Raw genomic sequence first — 25433 nt, 5'->3', positions numbered from 1 at the left:
GCCGCATGGCGACGGGGGACGACGCCGGGGACCTGCGCGCGCTCGCGCCGCAGGTGCTCGGCGCGCTCGTGCGGCGCTACGGCAACTTCGCCACCGCCGAGGACGCCGTGCAGGAGGCTTTGCTCGCGGCGGCCGTGCAGTGGCCGCGGGAGGGCCGTCCGCGCGACCCCCGCGCCTGGCTGATCACCGTCGCCTCGCGGCGCCTGACCGACCTGCTGCGCGCCGAGCGGGCCCGCCGGGACCGCGAGGACGCCGCCGCCCGGTGGACGCCGCCCGACCAGTTGCTCGCTCCCCCGGCGGACCGCCGGCCGCAGGACTCCGACGACACGCTGATCCTGCTGTTCATGTGCTGCCACCCCTCGCTGTCGCCCGCCTCGCAGATCGCGCTCACCCTGCGCGCGGTGGGCGGCCTGACGACGGCGCAGATCGCCCGCGCCTTCCTGGTGCCGGAGGCGACGATGACCCGCCGCATCAGCCGGGCCAAGCAGCGCGTCAAGGACAGCGGCGTCCCGTTCGCCGTCCCGGCGGGCCCGGAGCGGGACGCCCGGCTCGGCGCGGTGCTGCACGTCCTGTACCTGATCTTCAACGAGGGCTACGCGACCACCTCGGGGCCCGCCCTGCACCGGCGGGAGCTGTCGGCGGAGGCCATCCGCCTCGCCCGCCTGCTGCACGGCCTGCTGCCCGGCGACGGCGAGGTGGCGGGGCTGCTGGCGCTGATGCTGCTCACCGACGCCCGCAGGCCCGCGCGCACCGGGCCGGACGGCGCGCTGATCCCGATGGCCGAGCAGGACCGCGGCCTGTGGGACGCCGGGCTGATCGCCGAAGGGATCGCCCTGGTGACGGCCGCGCTGGCGCACGGCACGCCGGGGCCGTACCAGATCCAGGCCGCGATCGCGGCGGTCCACGACGAGGCGCCGGACGCGGCGCGCACCGACTGGCCGCAGATCATGGCGTTGTACGAGCTGCTGGCCCGGGTGGCGGGCGGGCCGGTGGTGGCGCTGAACCACGCCGTCGCGGTGGCGATGGTCAAGGGCGCCCGCGCGGGGCTGGACCTGCTCGACGACCTCGCCGCCGACGAGCGGATCGCCGGGGACCACCGCCTGTTCGCGGTGCGCGCGCACCTGCTGGAGATGTCCGGCGACCACGCGGCGGCCCGCGCGGCCTACCGGGAGGCGGCCGCACGGACCTCCGGCCTCGCCCGGCAGCGCTACCTGAACGCCAAGGCGTCCCGGCTCACCGGTCCCGGCTGACGCGTCCCCACGCCGCGCGCCCCCGCGGCGGACGAGGGGCGACGCGCAGGGCGTGGGCCACGCCGGCCGCGGCCACGCGCCGTCGGGGCCGCGGAGGGCGGGGTCCGCTCGTCAGGCGGTGGGGACCTTGTCGAGGAAGCCGTAGACGTGGCGGATGCGGCCGTCCTCGGTGAGGGTCACCACGTCGAAGCCGTCCATGACGGACTCGGCGTCCCCGCGCGGGCCGAGCCGCCAGCCGAAGCGCGCCACGTCGTGGTGGGCGTCCACCGTGCCGGCGAGCCGGAACGCGAACCCGGGGAACTGCGCCTGCACGGCGGCGATCATCGCGTCGATGGCGTCGTGCCCCTCGACGGCGGCCAGCGGGTCGGTGTAGTAGCCCTCCGCGTCCCACACCCGGGCGACGCCCGCGCGGCGCGCCGCCGGGTCGGTCTCGTTCCACACGGCGATGTACTGGCTGACCAGTTCTTCGATGTCGCTCATCATCGCTCTCCTCATCGATCCTCATCGGGAAACCTTGTCCGGCGCCCCGGCCCGCGGGCCGGGGTCCGTCCCACGCCTCAACCTTGGCGCGCCCGGCGGCGGAAATCGATTACGCGCCAGGTAACCGTCCGCCCCCGGCGGCCCGCGTTCGCGGCGCCGGGGGCGGACGGCGGAGGGAGGGTCAGCGGCCGAGGCGCTGGTAGCGGCGGACCGACAGGGGGATGAAGATCACGAGCAGGAGCAGCGGCCAGGCCAGGGCCATGAGCCGCGCGTGCTGCGCGGCCCAGGTGTCGCCGCCCCAGCCGGGGTTGCCGAACAGCTCGCGGGTCGCCGACACGGTGGCCGACATCGGGTTCCACTCGGCGATCGCGCCGAGCCAGCCGGGCATGGTGGCGGGCGAGGCGAAGGTGTTGGACAGGAAGCCGACCGGCCACACCAGGATCTGCAGGGCCACGACCGCCTCGGGGTTCCTGAGCACCAGCCCGAGGTAGATGCCGGCCCACAGCAGGGCGAGGCGCAGCAGCAACAGCAGGCCCACCGCGGCCAGCGCCGCGCCGGGCCCCTCGTGCCAGCGCCAGCCGACGGCCAGCCCGCAGGCGATCATCACGGCGAGCGCGGCGGCCGAGTTGAGCATGTCGGCGACGCCGCGCCCGGTCACGACCGCCGACGGCGCCATGGGCAGCGAGCGGAACCGGTCGGTGACGCCGCGCGCGGCGTCGGCGCTGACGGCGGTGAAGGTGGCCTCGATGCCGAAGACCATGGTCATGGCGAACATGCCGGGCATGAGGAACTCCCGGTAGTCCCCGCCGCCGGGGATCACCATGCCGCCGCCGAACATGTAGGCGAAGATCAGCACGACCATGACCGGGAACAGCAGCCCGATGAAGAACTGGGCCGGCTGCCGGGCCCAGTGGGCCAGGTCGCGCCGGGTGATCACCCAGCCGTCTGCCAGGGCCCACCGCAGCCGGGTGAGGCCGCCGCGCGGGGCGGGGGTCGCGATCGTCACGCGGCCACCTCCCGCCCGGCGCGGTCGCCGGTGAGGCGCAGGAACACCTCGTCGAGCGAGGGGCGGCGCAGCGTGATGTCCTCGGCGGCGATGCCGGCCTCGTCCAGGGCGCGGACCAGGTCGGTGAGCGCGGCCACCCGGTCGCGCACCGGGACGCTGACGCGGCGGGTGTCGGGGTCGCCCTCGGGTTCGCCGCCGGTGACGCGCGCGGCGAGCGCCATGGCCCCGGCGAGGTCGTCGCCGGCGCGCAGCACGATGTCGACGCGGTCCTCGCCGATGCGGCTCTTCAGCTCGTCGGGGCTGCCCTCGGCGATCACGCGGCCCGCGTCCATGACGCAGATCTTGGCGGCGAGCCGGTCGGCCTCCTCCAGGTACTGGGTGGTGAGCAGGACGGTGGTGCCCGCCGCGACCAGGGACGCGACGGCCTCCCAGACCTCGTTGCGCCCGCGCGGGTCGAGGCCGGTGGTGGGCTCGTCCAGGAACAGCACGGACGGGGCGATGATGAGCCCGGCGGCCAGGTCGAGCCTGCGGCGCATGCCGCCGGAGTACTGCTTGACCGGCTTGGCGCCGGTGTCGGCCAGGCCGAACCGCTCCAGCAGCTCGTCGGCCCTGCGGCGCGCCCGGGCCAGGCCGAGGTGGTAGAGGCGGCCGAACATGACCAGGTTCTGCCGTCCGCTCAGCACCTCGTCGAGGGCGGCGTTCTGGCCGACGAGCCCGACGCGCCGGCGCGCCTCGGCGGCCTGCCGTACGACGTCGAACCCGGCGACCTCGGCACGGCCGCCGTCGGGCCGCAGCAGCGTGGTCAGCACCCGCACGGCAGTCGTCTTGCCGGCGCCGTTGGGGCCGAGCAGCCCGCACACGATGCCCTCGGGCACGGCGAGGTCGAACCCCGCCAGCGCTTCCTTGCCGCCGTACCGCTTGCGCAGCCCTTCCGCGACCACCGCGTGTCCGGTGGTTTCCACTGGCACCCTCCTCAGTTTCCGTACACTGTACCGTACAGCATACGGGCTGCCGTACGGTACAGCATGCGCCGACGGCGGGCAAGCCGGGGACGGGCACGGGACGGCGATAGGATGCGAGCCACGATGACGACCGAGTACACCGGCGGGGGCGACCCCGCGCGCAGCCTGGCCCTGCTGTGGCGCACCAGCGAGAAGTCCGGCAGGAAGGGCGGGCCCGACCTCAGCGTCGACCGCATCGTCGCGGCCGCGATCGAGGTCGCCGACGCCGACGGCCTCGGCGCGCTGTCCATGCGCCGGGTCGCCGAGCGGCTCGGCGTCGGCACCATGTCGCTGTACACCTACGTACCGGGCAAGGCCGAGCTGCTGGACCTGATGCTGGACACGGTGATCGGCGAGGCCGCCAGGCCGGCCGAGGTCGAGGGCGGCTGGCGCGCCAGGCTGGAGCTGATCGCCCGCGAGAAGTGGGCGCTCTACCAGCGCCACCCCTGGCTGTCCTACGTCGCCACCGGCCGTCCCCCGCTCGGCCCGAACGTGTCCGACTCCTACGAGTACGAGCTGTCCGCCGTCGACGGCATCGGCCTCACCGACCTGGAGATGGACTCGGTGGTCACGCTCGTCGGCGGGTACGTCCACGGCGCGGCGCGCGGCGCGGTGGAGGCCGCCCAGGCCGAGCAACGCACGGGCATGACCGACGAGCAGTGGTGGTGGGCCCACGCCCCCTACCTGGGCAAGCTCATGGACCCTTCTCGCTTCCCGCTGGGGGCGCGGGTCGGCCAGGCGGCCGGCGAGGCGCACAAGGGGGCCTCCGACCCGGTGCACGCCTTCGAGTTCGGCCTCGAACGCGTCCTGGACGGCATCGCCGCCCTCGTCGAGCGCAGGTCCACGCCCGCCTCCTGACCCCCCGCGTCCGCGGCGACAGCCCCGTGCTAGCGAGAACTGCCGGACGCCTCGGTGACCTTCGCGACATCGGGGGCGTAGACCGTCATCCAGTGCGGGCGCAGCCGGTAGTAGACCACCTCGTTGTCCCAGTCGAAGGCGTCGTCGCCGTAGAAGTCCTTGAAGTAGGCGAGCAGGTCCGGCCAGTCCGCGGCGGGTTCGCCGTCCTGCGGATTGAGCGTCTCGACCGTGCCGTGCGTGAACACGCCCAGGTCCTCGCCGCGCATGTGCGCGACGCTGACGGCGGGGCGGGCGGCGAGGTGGCGGGCCTTGGCGGCGCCGCGCGCCGTGCCGAAGTGCCATTGGCCGTGCAGGAAATGCCCGTCCACGCCGCTGATCCGCGGCTCGCCCTTCGCCGTCACGGTGGAGACGGCGAGCGTGCACATACCGGTCAGGACCCGGGTGAGCGTCTCCGCGCTCATGGTCCTCTCGGTGAAGATCGAGCGCAGGTGCGAGGTGGAACGGGCAAGCGAGGTGTCGAGGAGGGCTTGCAGCCGTTCGAGCTCTTCCGGCATTTCGCGCATCGAGATCCTTGTCCGTCCGAAGGTTCATGTCATCTGTCCCGCGTCCGCCATGGACGCCGGTGCCACCATGCTCCCTACGAAATACGACACCTACTGTCGTGTATTTCGCCCATCGTGCGGACCACCGGCCGTCCCGGTGATGGGTGGGTGAGCACGCGAGGCAAGGCGCGGAACTCCTCGTCGCCGGGCCCGCCCGCGCAGGCCGCGCGGACGGACAAGGGGTGGCCCGGCCACATGGCCGGGCCACCCTTTCGGGGGCGTGCGAGTCAGGCGGGCCGCGCAGCGGACGCTGGGGCGGCGGCCAGCAGGTCGAGGAAGGCCGTGGCCGCCGGGGACGGCCGGGAGTGCCAGATCAGGTGCTCCACCCGCGTGGGGGCGTCGCGAAGACGGATGACGCGCAGGTCGGTGAAGCGCGGCGCGTACGCGGCCGGCAGCATGCCGACCCCGAGGCCCTGCCGGACCAGATCGACCATGAGGTCGGCGGACGACACCTCGAAGGGCACCTCGCGCCGGACCCCCGCGGCCGCGAAGGCCTCGTCCGACTGCGCCCGCCCGGCCGCGCCGGCGCGGAAGTCGATGATCGGAAAGCAGAAGATGGTCACACATGACGTACATCCGCGCGCGGCCTTGAGGTCTTGGCTGGGGGTCGCCGCGATCACGGCCAGCCTGTTCGTCTTCCTCACGACCGAGTTGATGCCCGTCGGCCTGCTCACGCCGGTCAGCGCGAGCCTGGGCGTATCCGTGGGCGCCGCCGGGCTCATGGTCACGTTGTACGGCGTCTCGGCGGGGCTCGGCGTGCCGTTCATCGTGGCGTGGACCAGGCGCGTCAACCGGCGCGTCCTGCTGTCCGCGCTCCTGGCGATCTTGACCCTGGGCAACGTGATCACCGCCGTCTCGCCGAACCATCCCCTGGTACTGACGACGCGGCTGGTCATGGGTTTCGCCAGCGGCGTGTTCTGGGCCATCGGCGTGAGCATGGCGATGCGCCTGGTTCCGGAACGCCATGCGGGCAGGGCGGCCGCGGTCGTCATGTCCGGCATCTCGATCGCGGCGGTCGTCGGCATACCGCTGGGGACGGTCGTGGAGAGCCTCACCGGCTGGCGGACCACGTTCCTCGTCTGGGCGGGCCTCGGCGCGCTGGTGTTCGTCGCGGTGGTCGTCCTGATCCCGTCGCTGCCCTCGGCGAACGCGGTCCCGGTCCGGGAGGTCTTCGGGCTTCCGCTGAAGAACGTCCCGCTACGTCTGGTGCTGTTGACGGTCGTCCTGTTCGTGCTCGGCCATTTCGGCGCGTACACGTTCGTGCGGCCCTATCTGGAGGACAGCGCGTCCGCCTCTCCGCTCCTCATCACCGTGCTGCTGATGCTCTACGGCGCCGGAGGCGCGGCCGGCAATTTCGTCGCCGGACACACCGTGACCAGGAATCCGAGGGCCGGCTTCATCGCCGGCTGCCTCGGGATCGTGGTCTCCTTGCTGGCGCTGCTCACGATCGGTCACGGCGCGGCCGGTCCGGCCGTCTCACTGATCCTCTGGGGATTCTCCTTCGGTGTCGTCCAGCTGTCCCAGATCACCATGACGCAGGCCGCCGCGCCCGGCACCTTCGAGGCCGCGATGTCGCTCAACACCATGGCGTACAACACGTCCATCGCGATCGGGGCGCTTCTCGGCGGACTCCTCGCCGATCATCTGGGGGTCACGAGCGTCGTCTGGTTCGGCGTGGCGCTGACCGCGGCCTCGCTGCTCCTCACCGCCGGCGTCCGCCCGAAGACCTCACGCGCCGCCGGCGACGCTCTGGCGCCCTCCACCGCCCGGCGGTGAGTCATTCCAGGGTCGGCCGCATGGTCGCGGCCGGGCGGGGAAGCAGCCTCTGGACGGGGGCGCGCGTCCGGGCGCGGTACGGGCCGGAACCTCACCTACCGGGCCGCCTGGGCATTGCCAGGGGCGGGCAGGCAGTATGGTCGTCGCGGTAGCGGACTCGTGCCAGGGTCGGCGGCTGGCTATGTAGGTGGAGGAATGCCGGTGAATGTCAGTGGGCGCACACCCGCGTACTGGCCGATCACCGACGACCTGGGCGAACTGCGCAGGAACATCGGGGCTTTCGCGGGTGAGGCCGGGCTGACCGGCGTCCGCCTGCAGGACCTGGTCCTGGCCGTGAACGAGGCCGCCGCCAACGTCCTCGACCACGCCGAGGGCCGCGGGCACGTCATCGCCTGGCACGACGGCCGCTTCGTCACCGTGGAGATCCACGACCGCCTCGGGCTGCTGGTCCCCGCGCACGCCAACGCGTCCGACCCCGGCGTGGGCACGCTGCGCGGCCGGGGGCTCTGGCTCATGCGGCAGCTCTGCGACGAGGTGTACATCACCAAGGACGAGCAGGGCTCCACCGTACGGCTGCGGCAGGCCATCGCCGGGCACGCGGGCGAGTAGGGGTCACGAAGATCCGGTGGCGAGTGGGCAGAGATCCCCGGTTCGCATATCGTCACCGACGTGAAGGATCCGCCGCCGGGAGCGGGTTCACGGCCCGCCCCCGCGGTCGTGCCCCTCTCCGCCTCTCCCGCCCCCTCCGCTGGTCCAGCGCCCGCCTCGAATAGGTCGTCCAATGAAATTCACCGTGCACGTCGACACCGGCTCCGGCGATCCGCAGCCATCCTCGGTGCGAACCTTGGTGCTCACCGGGGAACTCGACCACGGCAGCGCCTCGGCCCTGCAGAAGGCCTTCGACGAGGCGTACGCCGCGGAGGCCCGGTACCTGGTGGTCGACCTGACCGGGCTGACGTTCTGCGACTCCACCGGCATCAGCGTCTTCCTGGGCGCGCGCCGGGCCCTGGCCGCGCGTGAGGGCGGCGTCGTGCTGGCGGGCCTCAACCAGCGCATTGAGAGGATCTTCCGCCTGACGGGGGTGGCGCGCGCCTTCGCCACCTACCCGACCGCCGAGGAGGCCCGTGCGGCGCTGCCCGGCGCCTGACCCCGCGCACCCTCGGGCGTCGTCTCACCGTCCGGGACGCGCGGACGCGTCCCGGACCGGCCCCGCGCGGACGGCGCTCTCCGGAGGGCTCTCGGGGTCGCGGGCGAGCACCGACCGGCCGCCGTCGACGGGCACCGTCGCGCCGTTGACGAAGCTCGCCTCCGGGGACAGCAGGTGGACGATCACCGCGGCGACCTCCTCCGGCCGCGCGACCCTCCCCTGCGGGTGCAGCACGCGCATCTCCTCCTCGACGCCCGCCCGCGCGGCGGGTTCGCGGGCCTCCAGGTACGCCCGGTAGCGCTCGGTGGCGACCGACCCGGGCGCGACGGCGTTGGCGCGGATGCCGTACGGCCCGTACTCGACGGCCAGCGCCCGGGTCAGCCCTTCCAGCGCCGCCTTGGCCGTCACGTACGGCAGGCAGCCGGGGACGGCCTGGCGCGCCTGGTAGGAGGAGACGTTGACGATCGACCCCTCGGTGCCCGCGGCGAGGAACGCGCGGACCGCGGCGGCCGAGCCCGCGACGGCGGGCGCCAGGTTGGCCGTGATGAGGCCGAGCACCTCGCGGGAGGGCGCGGTGTGCGGCGAGGCGTCCCGGAACACGGCCGCGTTGTTCACCCAGCCGCTGAGGACGCCGGCGCGCCGGGCGAGGGCCGCGGCCCGCTCGGCGGTCGCCTCCTCGGCGGCGTCCCCTTCGACGACGGTGAGGCGTCCGGGCGGGCGCGGTTCCGGGTAGGGATCGCGCTCGATCGCCACCACGGCGTGCCCGTCGGCGAGCAGCCGCTCGCACACCGCCCTGCCGATGCCCCGGCCGCCGCCGGTCACGACGTACGAGCGGATCTCCGCGCGTGCCGCGCGTTCTGGCCTCGCGGCGCGTTCCGAGCGTCCCGCATTCTTCTTCTCCATCTCTCCATCAGACGCCGGGCCCCCTGGCGAATCAAGTGCTTTTGTCGAAGCACTTCGACAGATCGCTCGGCGGACCGCCTGACGCTTCCCGTCCTATAGCGGCGACCGGCCGACGGCCTGGCGCCGGGCGCGACCTGGGTGCCCGCCGTCCCTCGTGGACGCTGGTCTCCCGGTCATCAGGTGGTGGCGCGTTCGACCAGGCGCAGGGCGAGCGTGGTCTCGCGGGCCGGGGCCGCGGGAGACTCCAGGCGTTGCAGCAGGCGTTCCATCGCCGCGCGGCCGGACTCCTCCAAGGGCTGGCGCACGGTGGTCAGCTCCAGCGCCTCGGCCAGCTCGCCGTCGTCGAACCCGGCCACGGCCACATCCTCCGGCACCCGCAGTCCGAGGGCGCGCGCCGCCTTGAGCACGCCCGCCGCGAGGACGTCGTCCGCGGCGAAGACCGCCGTGGGACGCCCGGGCCCCGACAGCAGGGCGGCGGCGGCCTCGGCGGCGGGGGCGACGCCGTGCCGCGCGAACCGCACCGCGCCCTCGGGGAGGTCGTGGCCGGCGTCGGCGAGCCCGGCGCGGAAGCCCGCGAGCCTGCGCCCGGACGGGGACACGTACGCGCCGGTCCGCTGCGCCTCGCCGAGGAACCCCAGGCGCCGGTGCCCGCGACCGGTCAGATGATCGGCGACCAGCCGGCCGCCCGCCTCGTCGTCCGCGCCGACGGAGTCGAACCCCGGGTGGCGCACGTCCACCAGCACCGTGGCAAGGCCGAGGCCGGTGAGGCGCGCGGCCACGCCGTCGTCCAGCGGCAGGCTCACCACGAGCAGGCCGTCCAGCCGCCCGGTCACCGGCAGCGCCGCCAGCAGCGGGGACGTGCTCTCCGCCGCCGAGCGCTGGTCGTAGAGCACGACCTCGACCGGGCGCGCCGCCGCGGCGGCGAGGACGCCGTTCACACGGCGGGCCACGGTGGCGTAGGAGGTGTGCGGGGCGATGACCCCGACGCGGCCCGCGCCGCGCCGGGCGCGCGCGACGGCGTCGGGCTTGGGGACGAAGCCCAGGGCGTCCACGGCGGCGAGCACCTTGCGGCGGGTGGCCGCGCTGACCCGGCCCGGCGCGTTGAGCGCGAGCGACACCGTCGAGATGCTGACCCCCGCCTCGGTGGCCACGTCATAGATCGTCGCCCGCCCCGTCACAGCCCCTCCCAGGTCTCACGCCACGGCGGCCGGGACCCGCGCCCCGCCGGACGACGCCGTCCCCGCCGATCCTGCCGTCCCGGCCCCGCCGCCGTCGAGGCTCCCACGGCCACGGCGGGACCTGCCACTACGCCCTCGGTGAATCCGGCTGGCCTGAGCGGGCGGGCTCGGCCAGAGTGCCGGTATGACGTCCGGAATGAGCATTCTCGTCCTTGGCGGAACCCGTTTCGTGGGGCGAGCCATCATCGAGCGGGCCCTGGCGCGCGGCGACGAGGTCACCATGCTGAACCGCGGGGTGACCGGCACGGCCCCCGCGGGCGTCGAGACGATCACCGCCGACAGGACCGACCCGGCGGCGCTGCGCGGCGCGCTGGGGCGCCGGGAGTGGGACGCGGTCCTCGACACCTGGAGCGGGGCGCCCCGCGTGGTACGGGACGCCTGCGGGCTGCTCGCCGGGCGGGCGGGCCACTACGGGTACGTCTCCAGCCGGTCGGTGTACCGGTGGCCGATGCCCATCGGGGCCGGCGAGGACGCCCCGGTGGTCGACGCCGACCCCGGCGACGAGGACGATCAGGACTACGCGGCGGCCAAGCGGGGCGGCGAACTGGCCGTCCTCGCGGCGTTCGGCGACCGGGCGCTGCTGGCCCGCGCCGGGCTGGTGCTCGGGCCGTACGAGGACATCGGCCGGCTGCCGTGGTGGCTGCGCAGGCTCGAACGCGGCGGACGCGTGCTGGCCCCCGGCCGTCCGGGACGTCCCCTCCAGTACGTCGACGCCCGCGACCTCGCCGCGTGGATGCTGGACGGGGCCGCGCGCGGCCTGGGCGGCGCCTTCAACATCGTCGGCCCGCCGGGGATCGCCACGATGGGCGGGCTGCTGGAGGCGGCGCGCCGGGTGACCGGGTCGGATGCCGAGCTGGTGTGGACCCCGGCCGAGGTGATCGAGCGGGCCGGGCTCGCACCGTGGGTGGAGCTGCCGATCTGGCTGCCGGAGGACGCCGAGTACGGCGGCATGCACGACTGCGACGTCTCGGCCGCGCTCGCCGCCGGCCTGGCCTGCCGTTCCGTCGAGGACACCGTCACCGACACCTGGAACTGGCTCCGCTCGGAAGGCGAGCCATCCGCCCGCCCCGACCGCCCCCGGCACGGCCTCTCCCCGGACAAGGAAGAGAAGGTCCTGGCCATGCTCGCCTAGGACCCGGCGGAACCCGGCCGCCCGTACCGGTGGACATTCCTTCACCCCGGAGGGGCACGGGACGCACCGGATCGTGAGCGACTTCACTGGCATAGAGTAACCATCACGTTACCATCAGTATGCTCGGAGGCGGCGGCGTCCCGGCCGCCGATCGTTTCCTCCCCCTAGGAGCAGTCATGCGCAAGATCGCCTCGTTGCTCGCCGTCGCCGCCCTGGCCGGCGGCGCCGTCCTCGCGGTCACCGCCGCGACGGCGTCCGCGTCCGCCGTCCGCGCCGACGGTCCCGCCCCCGTGGACGTGGACGTGAACGTCAGGGACGTCGTCGTCAAGGACGTCCTGAACAACACGCGCGTCGACATCTTCTCGGTGACCGGCGGCTGAGCGGCGGGTCCGCGGCGGGCCCGGCACGCGACCCGCCGCGGACCCCGGCCGCGCGCTTCGCAGGCCGGATGGCGACATGCCGGACCGTGCGCGCGTCCCGGGTGATCGCTTGACCTGGAGCGCGCTCCACGTCCTAGGGTGCGGCGCATGACCGACTCCCCTGTCACGTTGATCACCGGTGGTTCCAGCGGCATCGGCGCGGCCGCGGCCCGGCTCCTGCTCGACCGGGGGCACCGGGTCGCCGTCACCGGCCGTGACCGCGACCGCCTCACCCGGTTCGCCGCCGGGCTCGGCGACCCGCCCGGCCTGCTGACCCTCCCCGGAGACGCCTCCGACGACGAGTCCGTGACCGCGGCCGTCGAGTCCACCGTGAAAGAGTTCGGGCGGCTGGACACCGCCGTCGCCAACGCCGGCTTCGCCAGCCACGACACCCTCGACAACGGCGACCCCGCCCGCTGGCGCGAGATGATCCTCACCAACGTCCTCGGCCCCGCGCTGCTCATCAGGGCCGCCCTGCCCGCGCTGAAGGAGACCGGCGGGCGCATCGTCCTCGTCGGCAGCGTCGCGGGCTTCGTCAACACCCCCGGCAACATCTACGGGGCCACCAAGTGGGCGGTGACCGGTCTCGCCGAGAACACCCGCCGCATGGTCACCGCCTACGGCGTGGGCGTCACGCTGATCGCCCCGGGGCGCGTGGAGACCCCCTTCTGGGACGGCCTGGGCGGGCCGCCCGAGGGTTCACTGCTGACGGCCGCCCAGCTCGCCGAGTCCATCGTGTGGGCGATCACCCAGCCGCGCGGCGTGGACGTCAACACCGTGGTCATACGGCCGATCGGCCAGCCCGTCTAACCCTCCCGGCCGAAGCGGCGATCAGCCGGCGCGATGGAAGCGGCGGTGCAGCTCACGTACTCGCTCGGCCAACTCGGGGACGGGCCCGTCGGTGACCGCGCCCGGCACCACCTCGCCGATCGGCAGCGTGCGCACCGGCGGGGCCGGGACGCCGAGCTCGGCCAGCCACGCCGCGAGCTGCCGGGACGAGCTGGCGTAGACGATGCGGCCGAGCCCGACCCAGCCGTGCGCCGCCGCGCACATGGGGCAGTGCTCCCCCGAGGTGTAGACGGTCGCCGCCGCGCGTTGCTCGGGGGTCAGGTTGGCCGCCGCCCACCGCGCCAGCGCGAACTCCGGGTGCCGGGTGCGATCGCCCCCGGCCACCCGGTTGTGGTCCTCGGCGAGCACCGCGCCGTCCCCCGCGACCAGGACCGACCCGAACGGCTCGTCCCCCTCTGCCAACGCCTCGGCGGCGAGCTCGACACACCTGCGCAGGTGCCGCAGGTCGATGTCGTTCACCATGGCGACCTCCAGTCTCGACGGACCGGGGCGCCATGCTACGCGATCACCCCGGCCGCGGCACGCCGCTCGCTCGCCGAGGTCGTGCCGCGCGACGACCGGCCCTGACGCCGCACCCAGCATGGCGCTCTCTAGCTCGCAAGAACCCTTCGAAGCGAAGGCGCCGCCGAGAGCCGCGACGGGAACCGATCAGGTCTGTGCTTCGTGCTGGAAGGTCTCTATGCGGTCTACCAGGGCTCTCACCTCTCTCAGCTCTTCCGGGTCCACGAAGTCGTACTCGCCCTTGTCCTCCGTGTTCGCCGACTCCTCTTCAAGTTCGTGCAGGTATTTCGTGTGGTGCCTGTGCAGGACGGCCAGGAGGGAGTCGCCGAGTCGGGTCGCCTCTGAGGGGTTGTCGGCGTCTTCGCGGACGCCGAAGATCGTTGATCTGCCTGCTGCCAGTTCGGTCAGGCGGTAGCAGAGCACCAGGCCGTCGTCCTCGATGTCGATGCCCGGGCGGATCAAGAACACCAGGGGAAGCAGGTCGGGGTCCAGGACGTGGACCCGCCGCTCCTTCGGCTCGTAGGTGTCGGCTTGAGACGCCGGGCCACCTCGGTCCAGTGGTACGGCCAGTTGCCAAGGTTGGTTGGCCCACTTCGCCAGCAGGCCCAGTGTGTACGGGTCGGCCGCCGCGATCGAGAAGACCTCCCGGGGCAGGTCGGCTCCGTAGCACTCGCGCAGGACCTGCTCCGGGGGCAGGCCGGCCTCGTACAGCGCTCGCGCCAGGCGCGCCATCGGCCCGTACCCGCGGCTCGACGCCTCGGTCCTCAACTGTTCCAGCTCGTCGGGCACCTGGTGAACTCCTATCCTGCGTCCTGTCCGGGACCTTGCCCGCCCTCGATCTCCCGCAGCACCTGGCGAAGTTCCGCCCACGTCTGCCTGAGCTTCTTCGACGTCAGCGCGGCGATGATGTCCTGTGCGACCTCGTGGCTCGACGCCAAGGCCTTCCCGAGATCCTTGTTCGTTCGCGCCTCTGTGGTTCCCGCCGCCACTTCCACCGCCTCGGCCATTGCCCGCAGAGTCTGCCGGATCCGGGGGTCACGAGCGGTCATCCCTGGATTCTCCGACATCAGGATGACGACCTTTTCGACATGCCCGAAGACCGCCGTCTGTATCATTCCCTTCCCGGTCGCCAGGATCTTGGGATTCGCCATGTGCACCGCGGAGGCCAGCTTCCGTGCGCTCGCCGTCGTCTGGGACTGCATGGTCAGGGCGTACGCCGGTTTACCCCTGTTCCTAACGGCGCGGAGTATCTCCTGCACCCGCAGCACGAATCCGCGCTCCGGGCGCTCTGGCTTCGGGTCGGTGCCGACGGACGCGCGCGGGTCGTAGAGCACCGAGAAGTCGCCCCCCAACAGCTTCTTCAGCCACTTCTTGAAGTTGTGTCCCTCCAGCGGGCCGACGTCGAAGGGCAGAACCTTCCGGACCGCCCCGATGGCCGTCTCATCCATCAGGTGGAAGATGTCGAACGCGCCGTCCTCAACCTCGGCCCACACCTTCACCAGCGTGCTCGGCTCGGACGGGTACAGCATGTCGGGATACCGTTTGCTGATGGCGACCCGGATGGCGCGGTCGATCCTGTTGGCGAGCACCGTCAACTGAACCGTGAGCGGATCGGTCGTCTTCCAGTCGAAACCCTCGAATTCGTAGCCGCCGATGATCATTATCGGGTCGCTCTTGATGGTCCGCAGGATCTCGTCGTACGCGGCGAGCACACCGCGCCCCTTCGGAGCGGTCGCGGTGCCCGCTCCTCGTCCACATGGCCGTGGTCGACCCTCACCTTCGGCATCTGATCGGGGTGCTCGTTCGCCGTCCATCGCGTACCCGGCACGCCCGCGCCCCGGCCGGACGCATGGGGCGCGGCGAGACTTGGCCAAGTCTTTTGCCGAAGCCATTTACGTCTGATGCTAGCGTTATAGCAGGTCGGAGGTACTTTTCAGGCGTACAGGCCTCGCTCCCCCGGCCACAACGCCGGCCCCGCGCGGGCCGTGGTGGCGGACGTCTTCCCCGAGCCGGGACGTCGCCGCGATACCGTCCCCGGCCGCATGGCCCCGCGTCCCACGCCCGCCGCCCTCCGGACCGCCATGCGTCCCCGTGCTGATCGGAGCGTCCCCTGAACGTCGTCCCCCGGTTCCTTCGCCGGCCCTACGGTACGAGGTGGAAAGCGCTTTCCCCGGCCTCCATCCGGGCCCGCTACACCTTGCTGGCGATGGCGCTGTCGGTCGTGTTCCTGGCCACGGTGGGGGCCAGCCTCGCCGCCGCGATCCGGTACAAGACCGAGGCCGACGCGTTCGAGGACAACAAGCGCGTGGCCGGGCAGTGGAGCGCGGCCGTCCGCGCCGGCACGGTGCCCCGCACGATCCCGGCGCGGCGCCCGGTGGACCTGGTCCAGGTCGTGGACGCGCGCGGCCGCGTGACCAACGCCAGCAGGGCGGCCTCGGAGCAGCTGCCGCTGTCGCGGGTGCGCCCGCCGCCCGACGACCGGTTCCAGAACATCACCGAGTGCGGCACGAGCCAGGGGTGTGTCATCCTCATGGCGATCCGCGCCACCCCCACGCCCGGCTCCCCGGTCGTCTACGCGGGGATGACGGAGCCGGCCATCCTCGCGACCAACGAGCTGGACATCGGCATCGCCGTGGGCGCCGCGCCCATCGTGGGGCTGGTCGGGTGGACGAGCTGGACCATGCTCGGCCGCACCCTGCGTCCGGTGCAGACGATCTCGGCGCGGATGGCGGAGATCACCGGCACCGACCTGAGCCGGCGCGTCCCGCTCCCGCCGGGCCGCGACGAGATCACCATGCTGGCGCGCACGGCCAACGAGACGCTCGCCCGTCTGGAGACGGCGGTCAAGCAGCAGCGCAGGTTCGCCTCCGACGCCTCCCACGAGCTGCGGTCCCCGCTCGCGGGGCTGCGCGCCCGCCTGGAGGAGGCGCTGGCCTACCCCGATGACGTCGACCCGCGCGAGGCGATCCGCGGCGCGCTGGCGACCACCGACCGGCTGGAGGCGATCATCGCCGACCTGCTGGAGCTGGCCCGCCTGCGCGCGGCCGACCCCGTGCCGCCCGAGCGGGTGGACCTGGCCGCGCTCGCGACCGAGGCGACGGGGGCACGGGTGAACGCGGTCCCGGTCCGCGTGCGGGCGCCGTCGGCGGTCCCGGTGAGCGGGTCGCGCATCCAGCTCGCGCGCGTGGTGGAGAACCTGGTCGTCAACGCCCAGCGGCACGCCGAGGGCGAGGTCGTCGTCCGCGTCGAGGCCGTGGACGGGCAGGCGGTCCTCACCGTCGAGGACGACGGGGACGGCATCGCGCCCGCGGACCGCGAGCGGGTGTTCGACCGTTTCGTCCGGCTGGACGACGCCCGGCGCCGCGACCCTGCCGGGACCGGGCTGGGCTTGGCGATCTCCAGGGAGATCGCGGTGGCGCACGGCGGGACGCTGCGGGTCGAGGACTCCCCGCGCGGCGCCCGGTTCGTTCTGCGGCTGCGGTCCCTGGACGGCACGCCCGCCCGGCCGCCCGCCGCGGGAGCCTCCGGCGCGTGACCGTACGGCGTGTCGGCACGCCGCACGGTCCGGATTTCATGCATAATCACAACACTTGTGGCATGTCCGGGGTACGGAGGCGTCGTGGGTGAAGGCATCCCCTTGGTGCTGATGCGTGTGCCCGAGGCCGTCGCCGAGTTCCTGTCGTCGCTGCGCGCCAAGAAGCTCTCGCCGCACACGTTGGCCGGGTACGAGCGCGACCTGCGCCTGGTGGCGCGGGCGGCGGCCGGCGTGGCGGGCGTCCCGGTGGAGGACCTGGAGGTCCGTTCGCTCGGCGGACGCCTGGTGCGTGCGGCGTTCGCCGACTTCGCCGAGCCGCGCTCGGCGGCCAGCGTCAACCGCGCCTGGAGCGCCTGGAACCAGTTCCTCACCTTCTGCGTGGCCGAGGGCATGCTGGAGGGCAACCCCATGGCGGCCGTGCCCCGCCCCAAGCAGCCCGCCAAGGCGCCCAAGCCGCTGCTCGGCGACGGGACGGCGTCGGCGACGCTGCTGGAGCGCATCGCCGCCGGCGCGCGCGAGGCGCGCGACCCCTGGGTGGAGCGCGACCTGGTCGTGCTGGCGCTGGCGCTGGTCACCGGCATGCGCTCCGCCGAACTGCTCGGCCTGACGGTCGGGTCGATCGGCGGCACGGAGGGCGACCGGCGCGTCCAGGTCGTCGGCAAGGGCGGCAAGGCGCGCTCGCTGCCCATCGAGCCGCCGATCGAGCGCCTGATCGACGTCTACCTGGCCGGCCGCCTCACCCGGTTCGGGCTCACGACGCTGCCCCGGTCGGCGCCGCTGCTGGTGGACCTGCGCAACGAGCCGCTGCGGCGCGGCGGGCTGCAGTACCTGGTGCGCCAGTGCTACCGGTACGCCGGGATCCACGACCGCGTGCAGAAGGGGACGCTGGTGCACGCGCTGCGGCACGAGTTCGCCACGCGCCTGGCCGAGCGGGGGGCCTCGGCGCACGAGCTCATGGAGCTGCTCGGCCACTCCTCGATCGTCACCGGGCAGGCGTACGTGGCCTCGACGGCGCGCGAGGTGCGCCACGCGGCGCGCGGCAACCCCGCCTACGCGGTGCTGGAGGGACTGCGCCCGGACGCCTCCGACCCCGGCACACCCGGAGTGGACCGGCCCGCGGCTCCGTAGCACCGGACGGGGACGGCATAAGCCGCGGAGCGGCGCCGGACTCGGGTCAGAGCTGCGCGACGAACGCCTCGGCGTCCTGCCGGCCCATCCCGGTCTCGCCGCGCACCAGGTACACGGCCTGCTCGGCGCGGCCGTCGGCCTTCAGAGCCCGCACCCGGGTGGCCAGATCATCCCGGGGCGGCGCGGGGACGGCGGCCTGGGGCGGCGGGGCGACCTTGCGGGCGACCGCGGGCGGCACGGGACGGCTCTCGGCCAGCGCGTCGACGTACGCCTTGGCGTCCGCGAGGCCGAGGCCGGTGTGCTCGCGGACCAGCTTGATCGCCTGGATCTTCTTGCCCTGCGCGACCAGCGCGTACGCCTGTCCCTGCACGTCGCCGGGAGAGGGAGGTGCGCCGTGGTCCTGCCAGGCCGACACGTACGACGGTCCGGTGGCCCTGCCGCCCCGGCGCGTCAGGGCGGCGAAGAGCCCGACGACCACGACGCCGACGACCAGAAGGACCAGGATCTCCGGCAAGCCGATCCCCATCATGTCTGAATGCTAAACGCGGCGGGGCCCTCGTGGGGCGGGAGCCGCGCCGGGATCGCCGGAAATGCCCGGCTCATGGGACCACGGCGGTGGCGGTGATCTCGACGATCTGGCCGGGATAGCCGAGCAGCGACACGCCGAGCAGCGTGGAGGTGTGCGGCCCCGCCGACAGCTCGGACGCCCGGACGACCTCCCAGACGGCGTACAGGTCCTCCTGCCGGGTGGTGGCGACGTACACCGTGCTGGCCACGACGTGCCGCAGACCGCTGCCGACCGCGCGCAGGGCGGTCTCCAGGTTGGCCAGCACCTGCCGGGCCTGCGCGGCAGGTTCCCCCGCCCCCACGAGCCCGCCCTCGACATCCAACGGCACGGCTCCCGCCATGAACGCCAGCCGCTCCCCCGCCTCCACCACAGCGGCATGCGCGTACCCCGGAGGCGACAGCAGCCCCGGAACGGTCGTATAAGTGGCCATGAGACTCCTCCAACGGCTACAGCAGACCACCCCCGGGCCGGCCCGCGCAGCGCCATGATCCCGGCCTCCAGCCCACCTGTCACCGGGTTTTCCCGCGCGTGCCCACGACGCGCGGCACCCCGGTCCGGCCGCGCGCTCACCGCGTGCGGCGCCCGGACACCAGGGCCATGACGAGGGCGGACATGCTGAGAACGGACAGAAATCGTTTCATCTCGCCTACTCCCCCATCTGTCACGTCTCGGCCGCCGGCACGTTAGCCGGCTTCCGCGCGTCCGACCGGGAAATCCGCCGGTTCATATCGCCTGGGAATCGCCGGCGACTTTCCGCCCTTTCACGGCCACGCTCCGGAGCCTCTCCGGGGCCGGTGGGGCCGGGGTGGGCGTCATTTGCCGGCCGGGCGGAGATGGGAGCGTGGAATTGTCGGTGGGGGCCGGTACGGTCGGCGTGATCGCGGGATAGGAAGGACCGGATGGATGGAATGGATCGGAAAGGACTGAGCTGATAGATGCGGCCCGCCCAGCTGAAGCGAATCACCGTCGAAGAGTCCGCCGACCGTTATATCGAGCTGATCCTCGCCAAGACCGTCACCGGCGCCCTGTCGCCCGCGACGGCCGAGGTGTACGCGCGCGACGTGGGGACGTTCTCGGCCCTGGCCGGCCCGGGGCGGGTGCTCGACGATCTGACCGGTGAGGACGTCGACGCGGTGCTGCTGGCCTTCGCCCGCAAGCCGGACGGGCGGCGTTCCTCCCCGGACGGCCCCGCCTCGCAGAGCGCCTCGTCCCAGTCGCGGTTCCGGCGTTCGGTGTCGGCGTTCTTCAAGCACGCGACGCTGACCGGGTGGGTGCAGGTCAACCCGATGACGGCCGTGACGGTGACGGCCAAGGAACGCGGCGGGCTGCGCGCCGAGCGCCGGGCGCTCACCCGGGAGCAGGCGCAGGGGCTGGTGGGCGCGGCGCGGTCGCTGACGTCCGCCGAGCCGGAGGGCGGGCGGCGTGACCAGCGCATGGAGGCCCGGGACGCGCTGATCGTCCTGCTGCTCTCCACGCTCGGCCCGCGGGTGTCGGAGCTCGTCCGCGCCAACGTCGAGGACTTCTACACCAACGACGGCGTCCGCTACTGGCGCATCTTCGGCAAGGGCGGGCGCACGCGCGACGTGCCGCTGCCCGCCGACGTGGCCGAGGTGCTGGAGGTCTACCTGGCCGGCGGGCGGCCCGCCACGTCCGAGAAGGCCCTGCTGCTGTCGTGGCGGGGCAGACGGCTGGCGCGCGGCGACGTCCAGGCGGTGATCGACCGCGTCCAGCGGCGGGTGCCGCCGGCCCAGCGGCGCTCGGTGACGCCGCACGGCCTGCGGCACACCACGGCGACCCATCTGCTGGCCGACGCGGTGGACATGGACGCGGTGCGCCGTGTCCTCGGCCACCGCGACCTGGCCACCCTGGGCCGCTACCGCGACGAGCTCCCCGGCGAGCTGGAGGTCGCGATGCGCACCCACCCCCTGCTGCGGCGCCCCGCCGCCGGCGACTGACCGGCCTCCTCCGAGCGATCGTGCGGGCCGCGCGCCGGTCGCCTTCCTCAGCGAGCGGGACATGTGGTGGAGTTGGAGCGACTACTCCGAGCGCACGGATCGGTACGCCGAATGCCTGAAGCTTCCCCCGGGAACGGGACAAGCGCAGTGCGTACGGGAGCATCCCCAACCCGCGCCGCCCGGTCCATGACCCGCACCCGCCGGTGCCCGCCCGCGCGGCCGCGCGCGGGCGGACGTCCCGGCGGTACGGGAAGCGATCAGTGCGCGCCGCCCTCCAGGGCCGCGCCTTCTCTCGGGCCGGGCCGGTAGGCGCTCAGCTCACGGCGTGCCTGATGGCGGCTGCGGCGGCGGTCTTCGCGCCGGATGTGGTACCCCTCCCGGCGTGCGGCTCGCGTGCGGTGGCCGAACCAGAGAGAGATGGGGACCTGCCAGTGGCAGCCCTCCATGGGGTAGGGAGGAGCGGAGTCGGCGGTGATCTCGCCGGGGAGCGTGCATCCGCCGAACCGGTGATCGTGAACGGGCAGGCACGTCACCATGGGCGCGTCGGCCATCTGGACCCACCACGGCCGGGTCTTGTCGGTCTTGCTCATACGGGCACCTTTCGGCTCCGTGACGCCCCGGGATGGGGCTATCGGGAGATGGGATGCACCGCGATCACCTCCGACTTCGCCGATGACACCGCCGCGCCTGACACGACGGCGTCGCTACGGAAAACTGACCATGACACTACTGCGCCACGCACGGGAGCGCGCGAGCGTTCCGACCGCCTGCCGCTGTACACCGACGGCGTCACCGAGGCGCGCGACCCTGGCGGCCGGGGTGGAGCGGTTCACCGACTTCGTCATCCGCCACCATGCCGATGAGACGCCCGCCCCCGAGACGCTGCGCCGGCTGATGCAGGCCGTTCTGGATCACCACGACGGGCGGCTCCAGGACGGCGCCACCGTGCTGTTCCGCGAATGGCGCGGACCCGCCCGCAACCTTGAGCCGCGGCAACCGGCCACGCGGACGTGACCTGCCCCGCGCGGGCGCGGGAGGAGGTCAGCCGGCCAGGCGGCGGTGGCGGGCGGAGTGTTCGGCGCAGACGGTGGCCAGCGCGTCCAGGGAGATGCCGAGCGCCTCGGCCAGGGCCGAGACGGTGAAGAAGGCCGGCGTGGGGATGCGGCCGGTCTCGATCTTGCGCAGCGTCTCGGCGGAGATGCCGGCCGCCGCCGCGACCTCGGCCATGCTGCGGTCGCCACGCGCTTGGCGTAGCAGGGAGCCGAGCCGTTCGCCGCGCTCGCGTTCGGGTCCGGTCAGCGGGATGCGCACCATGCCATCTATAGTACCGTGATGATTATACCGGTATTTTAATTGGAGGGCGGGGATCACATGGTGGAGATCAAGACCGATGCCGAGCTGGAGGCGATGCGCGAGGCGGGCCGGGTCGTGGGCCGCGCGCTGGCCGCGGTGCGCGAGCAGGCCGTCGCCGGAGTTCGGCTCACCGAGCTGGACGAGGTCGCCCGCACGGTGATTCATGAGGCCGGGGCGAGCGCGCCGTTCCTGAACTACCGGCCGTCGTTCGCGCCCACGCCGTTCCCGGCGGTGATCTGCACCTCGGTCAACGACGTGGTCGTCCACGGCATCCCGGACGGCTACCGGCTGCGGCCGGGCGACCTGGTGAGCGTCGACTGCGGGGCCCGGCTGGACGGCTGGACCGGGGACGCGGCGATCAGCTTCACCGTCGGCCCCGCCCGGCCCGGCGACGCCGAGCTGATCGACGCCACCGAGCGCGCGCTGCGGGCCGGCATCGCCGCGGCGACCCCGGGCGGGCGGCTCGGCGACATCGGCCACGCCGTGGGGGCGGTCGCCGACGAGCACGGCTACGGCATCCTGGCCGACTACGGCGGGCACGGCATCGGGCGGCACATGCACGAGGACCCGCACGTGCCCAACCGGGGCAGGCCCGGGCGCGGGCTGCCGCTGCGGCACGGCATGACGCTGGCCCTGGAGCCGATGTTCATGGCCGGCGGCCGGGACCGCTACCGGACCGCCCCCGACGGCTGGGCGCTGCTCACCGTGGACGGAAGCCGCGCCGCGCACGTGGAGCACACCGTGGCGATCACCGACGACGGCCCCCGCGTCCTGACCCTCCCCTGATCTCCGCCTGGACCATGCGCCCGGCGTCCCCGGCGGCGCGCGGTCACTGGGCCATGAGCCGGTCGGCGAGGGCCGTGCGGGAGTAGAGGACGACCTGGCCGACCCGGGATCGGGACAGCAGGCCGTTCCTGCGCAGCACGGCGAGGTGCTGGGAGACGGCGCTCGGGGTGACGCCGTGGCGGCGGGCCAGCTCGGAGGTCGACATCGGGTCGTCCAGCGTCGCCAGCAGGGCCGCGCGGGTGGCGCCGATCAGTTCGGCGAGGGCCTTCGGCGGGCGCGCCAGGGACGGCTCCCACAGCGTGCCGATGCCCCTGCACCGGTAGACGACGGTGGGCGGCTCGTCCGGGCCGACGGGAGCGATGGTCTGCGGCGCGAACAGCGCGGGCACCAGCCACAGGCCGCGGCCCGCGACGGCGACGTCGTAGCGCAGCGCGTGGCCCGCGTACAGGTGCAGCTCGCCGTCGGCGAACGTGACCCGGTGGTCCAGGTCGTGCAGCACCGCGGCGGCGCCGTCCTGGGCGATGCGCTGCGCCCGGTGCAGCATGTCGGCCTCCAGCACGGCCCGCATGCGCCGCCAGTGCGGCGCGACCGCCAGGTCCCAGTACCGCTCCAGGACCCCGGCGATGACGACCGGGTCGGTGGTACCCGGCAGGGGGTGGGAGCGGTAGACCGCGCGGAAGTCCCGCGCGGCGCGGTCCGGCGGGGTGCGGCGCAGGCGGTCGAGCTCGCCGGCGAGGCCGGGCCGCGGCTCCTCAGGACGCGGGGTGAGGAAGTCGGGCAGCCAGCCGCGTTCGGGGTCGAGCAGGCTGTCGAGCACCGCGACGTCGGCCGCCGCCGCGCCCGCGAGGGCCGCGCGCGTCCGCCGGATCCAGGGCAGGTGCACGGGGTACCGGTCCGGCCGGCGCAGCGCCCACAGGCTGGTGACGGTCTCCAGCAGCGGTGAGCGCGCGAAACGCACCTGGGCGAGATCGTCCACGGACAACCGGTAGGTGATCATTAAGGCATATGCTAAATCAGTACCGGCGCGGCCGGGGGCGCACTTGACTCGGCGACCATGGCTGTCATCGTGCATCAGGTGGCCAGGCCCCAGGGGTGGCCCGCCGCCGAGCAGTTCGCCTACCTCGACGTCCCCACTCCGGCACCCGGCCCGGGCCAGGCCCTGGTGGAGAACCTCTACCTCTCGGTGGACCCGTACATGCGGGAGAGGATGGACGTCGACGAGCTGGGCGTTCCCCTGGAGGGCCGTGCCATCGGCCAGGTCGTCCGGTCGCGTGACCCGCTGCTCGCGGTCGGGGACCTGGTCCTCCACCGGCACGGATGGCGTAGCCACGCGCTGGTCACGCACGAGGAGGTCCGGGTCCTGCCGGTGGTGCCGGGCCTGTCGCTCACCACCTATCTGAGCGTGCTGGGCGGCACGGGCTTGTCGGCCTACGTGGGGCTCGCGCGCATCGCCCAGCTGCGCGCGGGCGAGACGGTGTTCGTCTCCGCGGCGGCCGGCGGGGTGGGCAGCGCGGCCGGGCAGATCGCCCGGCTGCTCGGCGCCAAGCGGGTCATCGGGAGCACCGGGTCGGCCGCCAAGGCCGAGTACCTCACCGCCGAGCTGGGCTTCGACGTGGGGATCGACTACACGGCCGGCGACCTGCCCGGGCGGCTGGCGGCCGCCGCCCCCGACGGGATCGACGTGTACCTGGACAACGTGGGCGGCGGCCACCTGGAGGCCGCCATCGGCGCCCTGCGCCCCCGCGGGCGGATCGCGTGGTGCGGCGCGGTGGGACAGTACAACTCCGTGATCCCGCCGGCCGCGCCGCGCAACCTGTTCGACATCGTGGAGAAGCGACTGCGGCTGGAGGGCTTCCTCGTCCGCGACCACAAGTACCTGCAGACGGAGCTGGAGAACTTCCTGATCCCCTACCTGCAGGCCGGACGGGTCGTCGCGCCCGAGACGATCGTGGAGGGCCTGCCCAACATGGTGGACGCCTTCCTGAGCATGCTCGGCGGCGGCAACACGGGAAAGATGATCGTCAGGGTGTGAGAGGCCCGGCGCAGGCTCGTGCGCCGTACCGCTGGCCGGTCATGTCTCGTCCAGGGGGACCATCAGGTAGGTGATCAGCTCGTCGGGCGGGGTGAGCGCGGGGTCGGAGACGTAGACCTCGCGCAGCGGGCCCCGCGGGTGGTGACCGCGCTCGGCGCACCAGGCCAGCAGCCCGTGCGCGGTCAAGGGGGTCTGGTCGTAGGGCCCGGTGTGCACGGCGCGCGCGAACGGCCCGCCCGGCAGCACGCGCGCGGTGAGCCCCGGCCGTTCGACGCCGGGCCCGGCGACCGCCGCCACGGTGACCGGGACGCGGTCGCCGAGCTCGATCGGGAACAGCCCGATCATCGAGGCGCGCAGCTCGACCGGGAGCCGCGTCACGCACAGCGAGGTGACCCGGCCGATGTCGCCGGGCCCGTCGGCGAGGTCGCCGGTGACCAGCACGCGGCGGGCCGGCTCGTGGACGACGCTCACCGGGACGGTGGGCAGCCCCCCGGCCAGCAGGTGCTCCAGGGTGGCCAGTGCCCTGCGCCGCCTGGTCAGCTCGGCCTCCATGGCGTCGCGCACCCGGCCCAGGGCGTCGGCGGGCTCGGCGCCGGCGAGCAGGTCGCCGATCGCCGCCAGCGGTACGTCCAGGGAGCGCAGCAGCCCGATGGACAGCGCGTCGCGGGCCTGACCGGCCCGGTAGTACCGGTACCCGGTGAGCGGGTCCACGTGCGCCGGCTCCAGCAGGCCGAGGTCGGCGTAGTGGCGCAGTTGCTTGACGCTGAGCCGGCACAGCCGGGCGAACCGGCCGATCGGCATCAGCGCGCCGCTGTCCTCGTCGTCCATGCCCCCAGCATGGGGTCTCCCCTTGTGGCGGTGTCCAGCCGGGTCCCCGGTTTGGTGGACGGCGGGGCGCTCGGGCGGCGGGGGCG

30 protein-coding genes are annotated in these 25433 nt (G+C 73.7%); 14 read left to right on the top strand and 16 right to left on the bottom strand.

The features are described from left to right. Positions 1-5: 5 nt before the first annotated feature. Positions 6-1250, top strand: coding sequence for an RNA polymerase sigma factor (locus BJ982_RS25935; protein ID WP_184884230.1), 1245 nt, complete (start codon positions 6-8; stop codon positions 1248-1250). A gap of 111 nt (positions 1251-1361) precedes the next feature. Here BJ982_RS25935 and BJ982_RS25930 read toward each other — a convergent pair whose 3' ends face one another. From BJ982_RS25930 to BJ982_RS25920, 3 genes are all read right to left on the bottom strand, one after another. After that, positions 1362-1745 (bottom strand): nuclear transport factor 2 family protein, encoded by a 384-nt coding sequence (locus tag BJ982_RS25930; protein ID WP_239122613.1) that lies wholly within the window; start codon positions 1743-1745, stop codon positions 1362-1364. 166 nt (positions 1746-1911) lie between these two features. Then, a complete protein-coding gene (locus BJ982_RS25925) occupies positions 1912-2736 on the bottom strand; it encodes an ABC transporter permease (RefSeq protein WP_184884228.1) in 825 nt (274 codons plus the stop codon). Continuing rightward, positions 2733-3698, bottom strand: coding sequence for an ATP-binding cassette domain-containing protein (locus BJ982_RS25920; RefSeq protein WP_184884226.1), 966 nt, complete (start codon positions 3696-3698; stop codon positions 2733-2735). Before BJ982_RS25920 ends, BJ982_RS25925 begins: the two co-directional genes overlap by 4 nt. A 123-nt stretch (positions 3699-3821) precedes the next feature. Here BJ982_RS25920 and BJ982_RS25915 point away from each other — a divergent pair, with 123 nt between their 5' ends. Beyond that, complete coding sequence (locus BJ982_RS25915; RefSeq protein WP_184884224.1) at positions 3822-4595, top strand: TetR/AcrR family transcriptional regulator; 774 nt, start codon at positions 3822-3824, stop codon at positions 4593-4595. Between the two features lie 29 nt (positions 4596-4624). On the opposite strand, the gene BJ982_RS25910 is transcribed toward BJ982_RS25915, so the two are convergent. Continuing rightward, positions 4625-5158: a pyridoxamine 5'-phosphate oxidase family protein gene (locus BJ982_RS25910; RefSeq protein ID WP_184884222.1), complete on the bottom strand. Its 534-nt coding sequence runs from the start codon at positions 5156-5158 to the stop codon at positions 4625-4627. 266 nt (positions 5159-5424) lie between these two features. Next, positions 5425-5760 carry a LysR substrate-binding domain-containing protein gene (locus tag BJ982_RS25905; RefSeq protein ID WP_239122612.1) on the bottom strand — a complete coding sequence of 112 codons (336 nt, stop codon included), beginning with the start codon at positions 5758-5760 and terminating at the stop codon, positions 5425-5427. A 25-nt stretch (positions 5761-5785) separates the two neighbouring features. Here BJ982_RS25905 and BJ982_RS25900 point away from each other — a divergent pair, with 25 nt between their 5' ends. From BJ982_RS25900 to BJ982_RS25890, 3 genes are all read left to right on the top strand, one after another. After that, positions 5786-6973 (top strand): MFS transporter, encoded by a 1188-nt coding sequence (locus tag BJ982_RS25900; RefSeq protein WP_239122611.1) that lies wholly within the window; start codon positions 5786-5788, stop codon positions 6971-6973. A gap of 201 nt (positions 6974-7174) precedes the next feature. Next, positions 7175-7582, top strand: a complete 408-nt coding sequence (locus BJ982_RS25895) for an ATP-binding protein (RefSeq protein WP_184884218.1) — start codon at positions 7175-7177, stop codon at positions 7580-7582. Positions 7583-7754: 172 nt separating this feature from the next. Beyond that, complete coding sequence (locus tag BJ982_RS25890; protein ID WP_184884216.1) at positions 7755-8120, top strand: STAS domain-containing protein; 366 nt, start codon at positions 7755-7757, stop codon at positions 8118-8120. A 24-nt stretch (positions 8121-8144) separates the two neighbouring features. Here BJ982_RS25890 and BJ982_RS25885 read toward each other — a convergent pair whose 3' ends face one another. Both BJ982_RS25885 and BJ982_RS25880 read right to left on the bottom strand, forming a co-directional pair. Beyond that, positions 8145-9023, bottom strand: a complete 879-nt coding sequence (locus tag BJ982_RS25885; protein WP_184884215.1) for an SDR family NAD(P)-dependent oxidoreductase — start codon at positions 9021-9023, stop codon at positions 8145-8147. A 176-nt stretch (positions 9024-9199) separates the two neighbouring features. Further along, positions 9200-10201 carry a LacI family DNA-binding transcriptional regulator gene (locus tag BJ982_RS25880; protein WP_184884213.1) on the bottom strand — a complete coding sequence of 334 codons (1002 nt, stop codon included), beginning with the start codon at positions 10199-10201 and terminating at the stop codon, positions 9200-9202. 196 nt (positions 10202-10397) lie between these two features. On the opposite strand from BJ982_RS25880, the gene BJ982_RS25875 reads away from it, so the two are divergent. The 3 genes from BJ982_RS25875 to BJ982_RS25865 all read left to right on the top strand — a co-directional run bounded on the left by BJ982_RS25875 (position 10398) and on the right by BJ982_RS25865 (position 12622). Further along, the gene (locus tag BJ982_RS25875; protein WP_184884212.1) at positions 10398-11393 is read left to right on the top strand and encodes an NAD-dependent epimerase/dehydratase family protein; all 996 of its coding nucleotides are present in this window, start codon (positions 10398-10400) and stop codon (positions 11391-11393) included. Positions 11394-11569: 176 nt separating this feature from the next. Further along, complete coding sequence (locus tag BJ982_RS25870) at positions 11570-11773, top strand: hypothetical protein (RefSeq protein ID WP_184884209.1); 204 nt, start codon at positions 11570-11572, stop codon at positions 11771-11773. Between the two features lie 147 nt (positions 11774-11920). Beyond that, positions 11921-12622, top strand: coding sequence for an SDR family oxidoreductase (locus BJ982_RS25865; RefSeq protein WP_184884207.1), 702 nt, complete (start codon positions 11921-11923; stop codon positions 12620-12622). A gap of 21 nt (positions 12623-12643) precedes the next feature. Here BJ982_RS25865 and BJ982_RS25860 read toward each other — a convergent pair whose 3' ends face one another. The 3 genes from BJ982_RS25860 to BJ982_RS25850 form a co-directional block, all read right to left on the bottom strand. Further along, positions 12644-13123 carry a nucleoside deaminase gene (locus BJ982_RS25860; RefSeq protein WP_184884205.1) on the bottom strand — a complete coding sequence of 160 codons (480 nt, stop codon included), beginning with the start codon at positions 13121-13123 and terminating at the stop codon, positions 12644-12646. A 186-nt stretch (positions 13124-13309) separates the two neighbouring features. Next, complete coding sequence (locus BJ982_RS25855; protein WP_184884203.1) at positions 13310-13951, bottom strand: hypothetical protein; 642 nt, start codon at positions 13949-13951, stop codon at positions 13310-13312. 11 nt (positions 13952-13962) lie between these two features. Beyond that, complete coding sequence (locus tag BJ982_RS25850) at positions 13963-14874, bottom strand: hypothetical protein (protein WP_184884201.1); 912 nt, start codon at positions 14872-14874, stop codon at positions 13963-13965. A 494-nt stretch (positions 14875-15368) separates the two neighbouring features. Here BJ982_RS25850 and BJ982_RS25845 point away from each other — a divergent pair, with 494 nt between their 5' ends. Together BJ982_RS25845 and BJ982_RS25840 are read left to right on the top strand one after the other, a co-directional pair. After that, positions 15369-16697 (top strand): HAMP domain-containing sensor histidine kinase, encoded by a 1329-nt coding sequence (locus BJ982_RS25845; RefSeq protein WP_184884199.1) that lies wholly within the window; start codon positions 15369-15371, stop codon positions 16695-16697. 111 nt (positions 16698-16808) lie between these two features. Next, complete coding sequence (locus BJ982_RS25840) at positions 16809-17825, top strand: tyrosine-type recombinase/integrase (protein ID WP_184889320.1); 1017 nt, start codon at positions 16809-16811, stop codon at positions 17823-17825. Between the two features lie 46 nt (positions 17826-17871). Here BJ982_RS25840 and BJ982_RS39645 read toward each other — a convergent pair whose 3' ends face one another. Together BJ982_RS39645 and BJ982_RS25830 are read right to left on the bottom strand one after the other, a co-directional pair. After that, positions 17872-18354 carry a ribosomal protein L7/L12 gene (locus tag BJ982_RS39645; protein ID WP_184884197.1) on the bottom strand — a complete coding sequence of 161 codons (483 nt, stop codon included), beginning with the start codon at positions 18352-18354 and terminating at the stop codon, positions 17872-17874. 70 nt (positions 18355-18424) lie between these two features. After that, positions 18425-18823 carry a RidA family protein gene (locus tag BJ982_RS25830; protein WP_184884195.1) on the bottom strand — a complete coding sequence of 133 codons (399 nt, stop codon included), beginning with the start codon at positions 18821-18823 and terminating at the stop codon, positions 18425-18427. Positions 18824-19328: 505 nt separating this feature from the next. Between BJ982_RS25830 and BJ982_RS25825 the strand changes: the two genes are divergently transcribed. Continuing rightward, positions 19329-20348: a tyrosine-type recombinase/integrase gene (locus BJ982_RS25825; RefSeq protein WP_184884193.1), complete on the top strand. Its 1020-nt coding sequence runs from the start codon at positions 19329-19331 to the stop codon at positions 20346-20348. A gap of 257 nt (positions 20349-20605) precedes the next feature. Here the strand turns inward: BJ982_RS25825 and BJ982_RS25820 are convergent, their stop codons facing one another. After that, positions 20606-20938 carry a hypothetical protein gene (locus BJ982_RS25820; RefSeq protein WP_184884191.1) on the bottom strand — a complete coding sequence of 111 codons (333 nt, stop codon included), beginning with the start codon at positions 20936-20938 and terminating at the stop codon, positions 20606-20608. A gap of 229 nt (positions 20939-21167) precedes the next feature. On the opposite strand from BJ982_RS25820, the gene BJ982_RS25815 reads away from it, so the two are divergent. Further along, on the top strand, positions 21168-21362 hold the full coding sequence (locus tag BJ982_RS25815; RefSeq protein WP_307784607.1) for a hypothetical protein: 195 nt from the start codon (positions 21168-21170) through the stop codon (positions 21360-21362). Positions 21363-21389: 27 nt separating this feature from the next. Here BJ982_RS25815 and BJ982_RS25810 read toward each other — a convergent pair whose 3' ends face one another. Beyond that, positions 21390-21662: a helix-turn-helix domain-containing protein gene (locus tag BJ982_RS25810; protein WP_184884189.1), complete on the bottom strand. Its 273-nt coding sequence runs from the start codon at positions 21660-21662 to the stop codon at positions 21390-21392. 57 nt (positions 21663-21719) lie between these two features. Here BJ982_RS25810 and map point away from each other — a divergent pair, with 57 nt between their 5' ends. Beyond that, on the top strand, positions 21720-22487 hold the full coding sequence (gene map / locus BJ982_RS25805) for a type I methionyl aminopeptidase (RefSeq protein WP_184884187.1): 768 nt from the start codon (positions 21720-21722) through the stop codon (positions 22485-22487). 43 nt (positions 22488-22530) lie between these two features. Here map and BJ982_RS25800 read toward each other — a convergent pair whose 3' ends face one another. Then, complete coding sequence (locus BJ982_RS25800; RefSeq protein WP_184884185.1) at positions 22531-23484, bottom strand: ArsR/SmtB family transcription factor; 954 nt, start codon at positions 23482-23484, stop codon at positions 22531-22533. Positions 23485-23541: 57 nt separating this feature from the next. Between BJ982_RS25800 and BJ982_RS25795 the strand changes: the two genes are divergently transcribed. Beyond that, the gene (locus tag BJ982_RS25795) at positions 23542-24519 is read left to right on the top strand and encodes an NADP-dependent oxidoreductase (RefSeq protein ID WP_184884183.1); all 978 of its coding nucleotides are present in this window, start codon (positions 23542-23544) and stop codon (positions 24517-24519) included. 39 nt (positions 24520-24558) lie between these two features. On the opposite strand, the gene BJ982_RS25790 is transcribed toward BJ982_RS25795, so the two are convergent. Beyond that, complete coding sequence (locus BJ982_RS25790) at positions 24559-25347, bottom strand: MerR family transcriptional regulator (RefSeq protein WP_184884180.1); 789 nt, start codon at positions 25345-25347, stop codon at positions 24559-24561. Between the last annotated feature and the right edge of the window lie 86 nt (positions 25348-25433).

The sequence above is a fragment of the Sphaerisporangium siamense genome, from assembly GCF_014205275.1.
GTDB lineage: Bacteria > Actinomycetota > Actinomycetes > Streptosporangiales > Streptosporangiaceae > Sphaerisporangium > Sphaerisporangium siamense.
The sequence above is the reverse complement of the archived record's forward strand: the minus strand, read 5'-3'. Positions and strand labels throughout refer to the sequence as shown.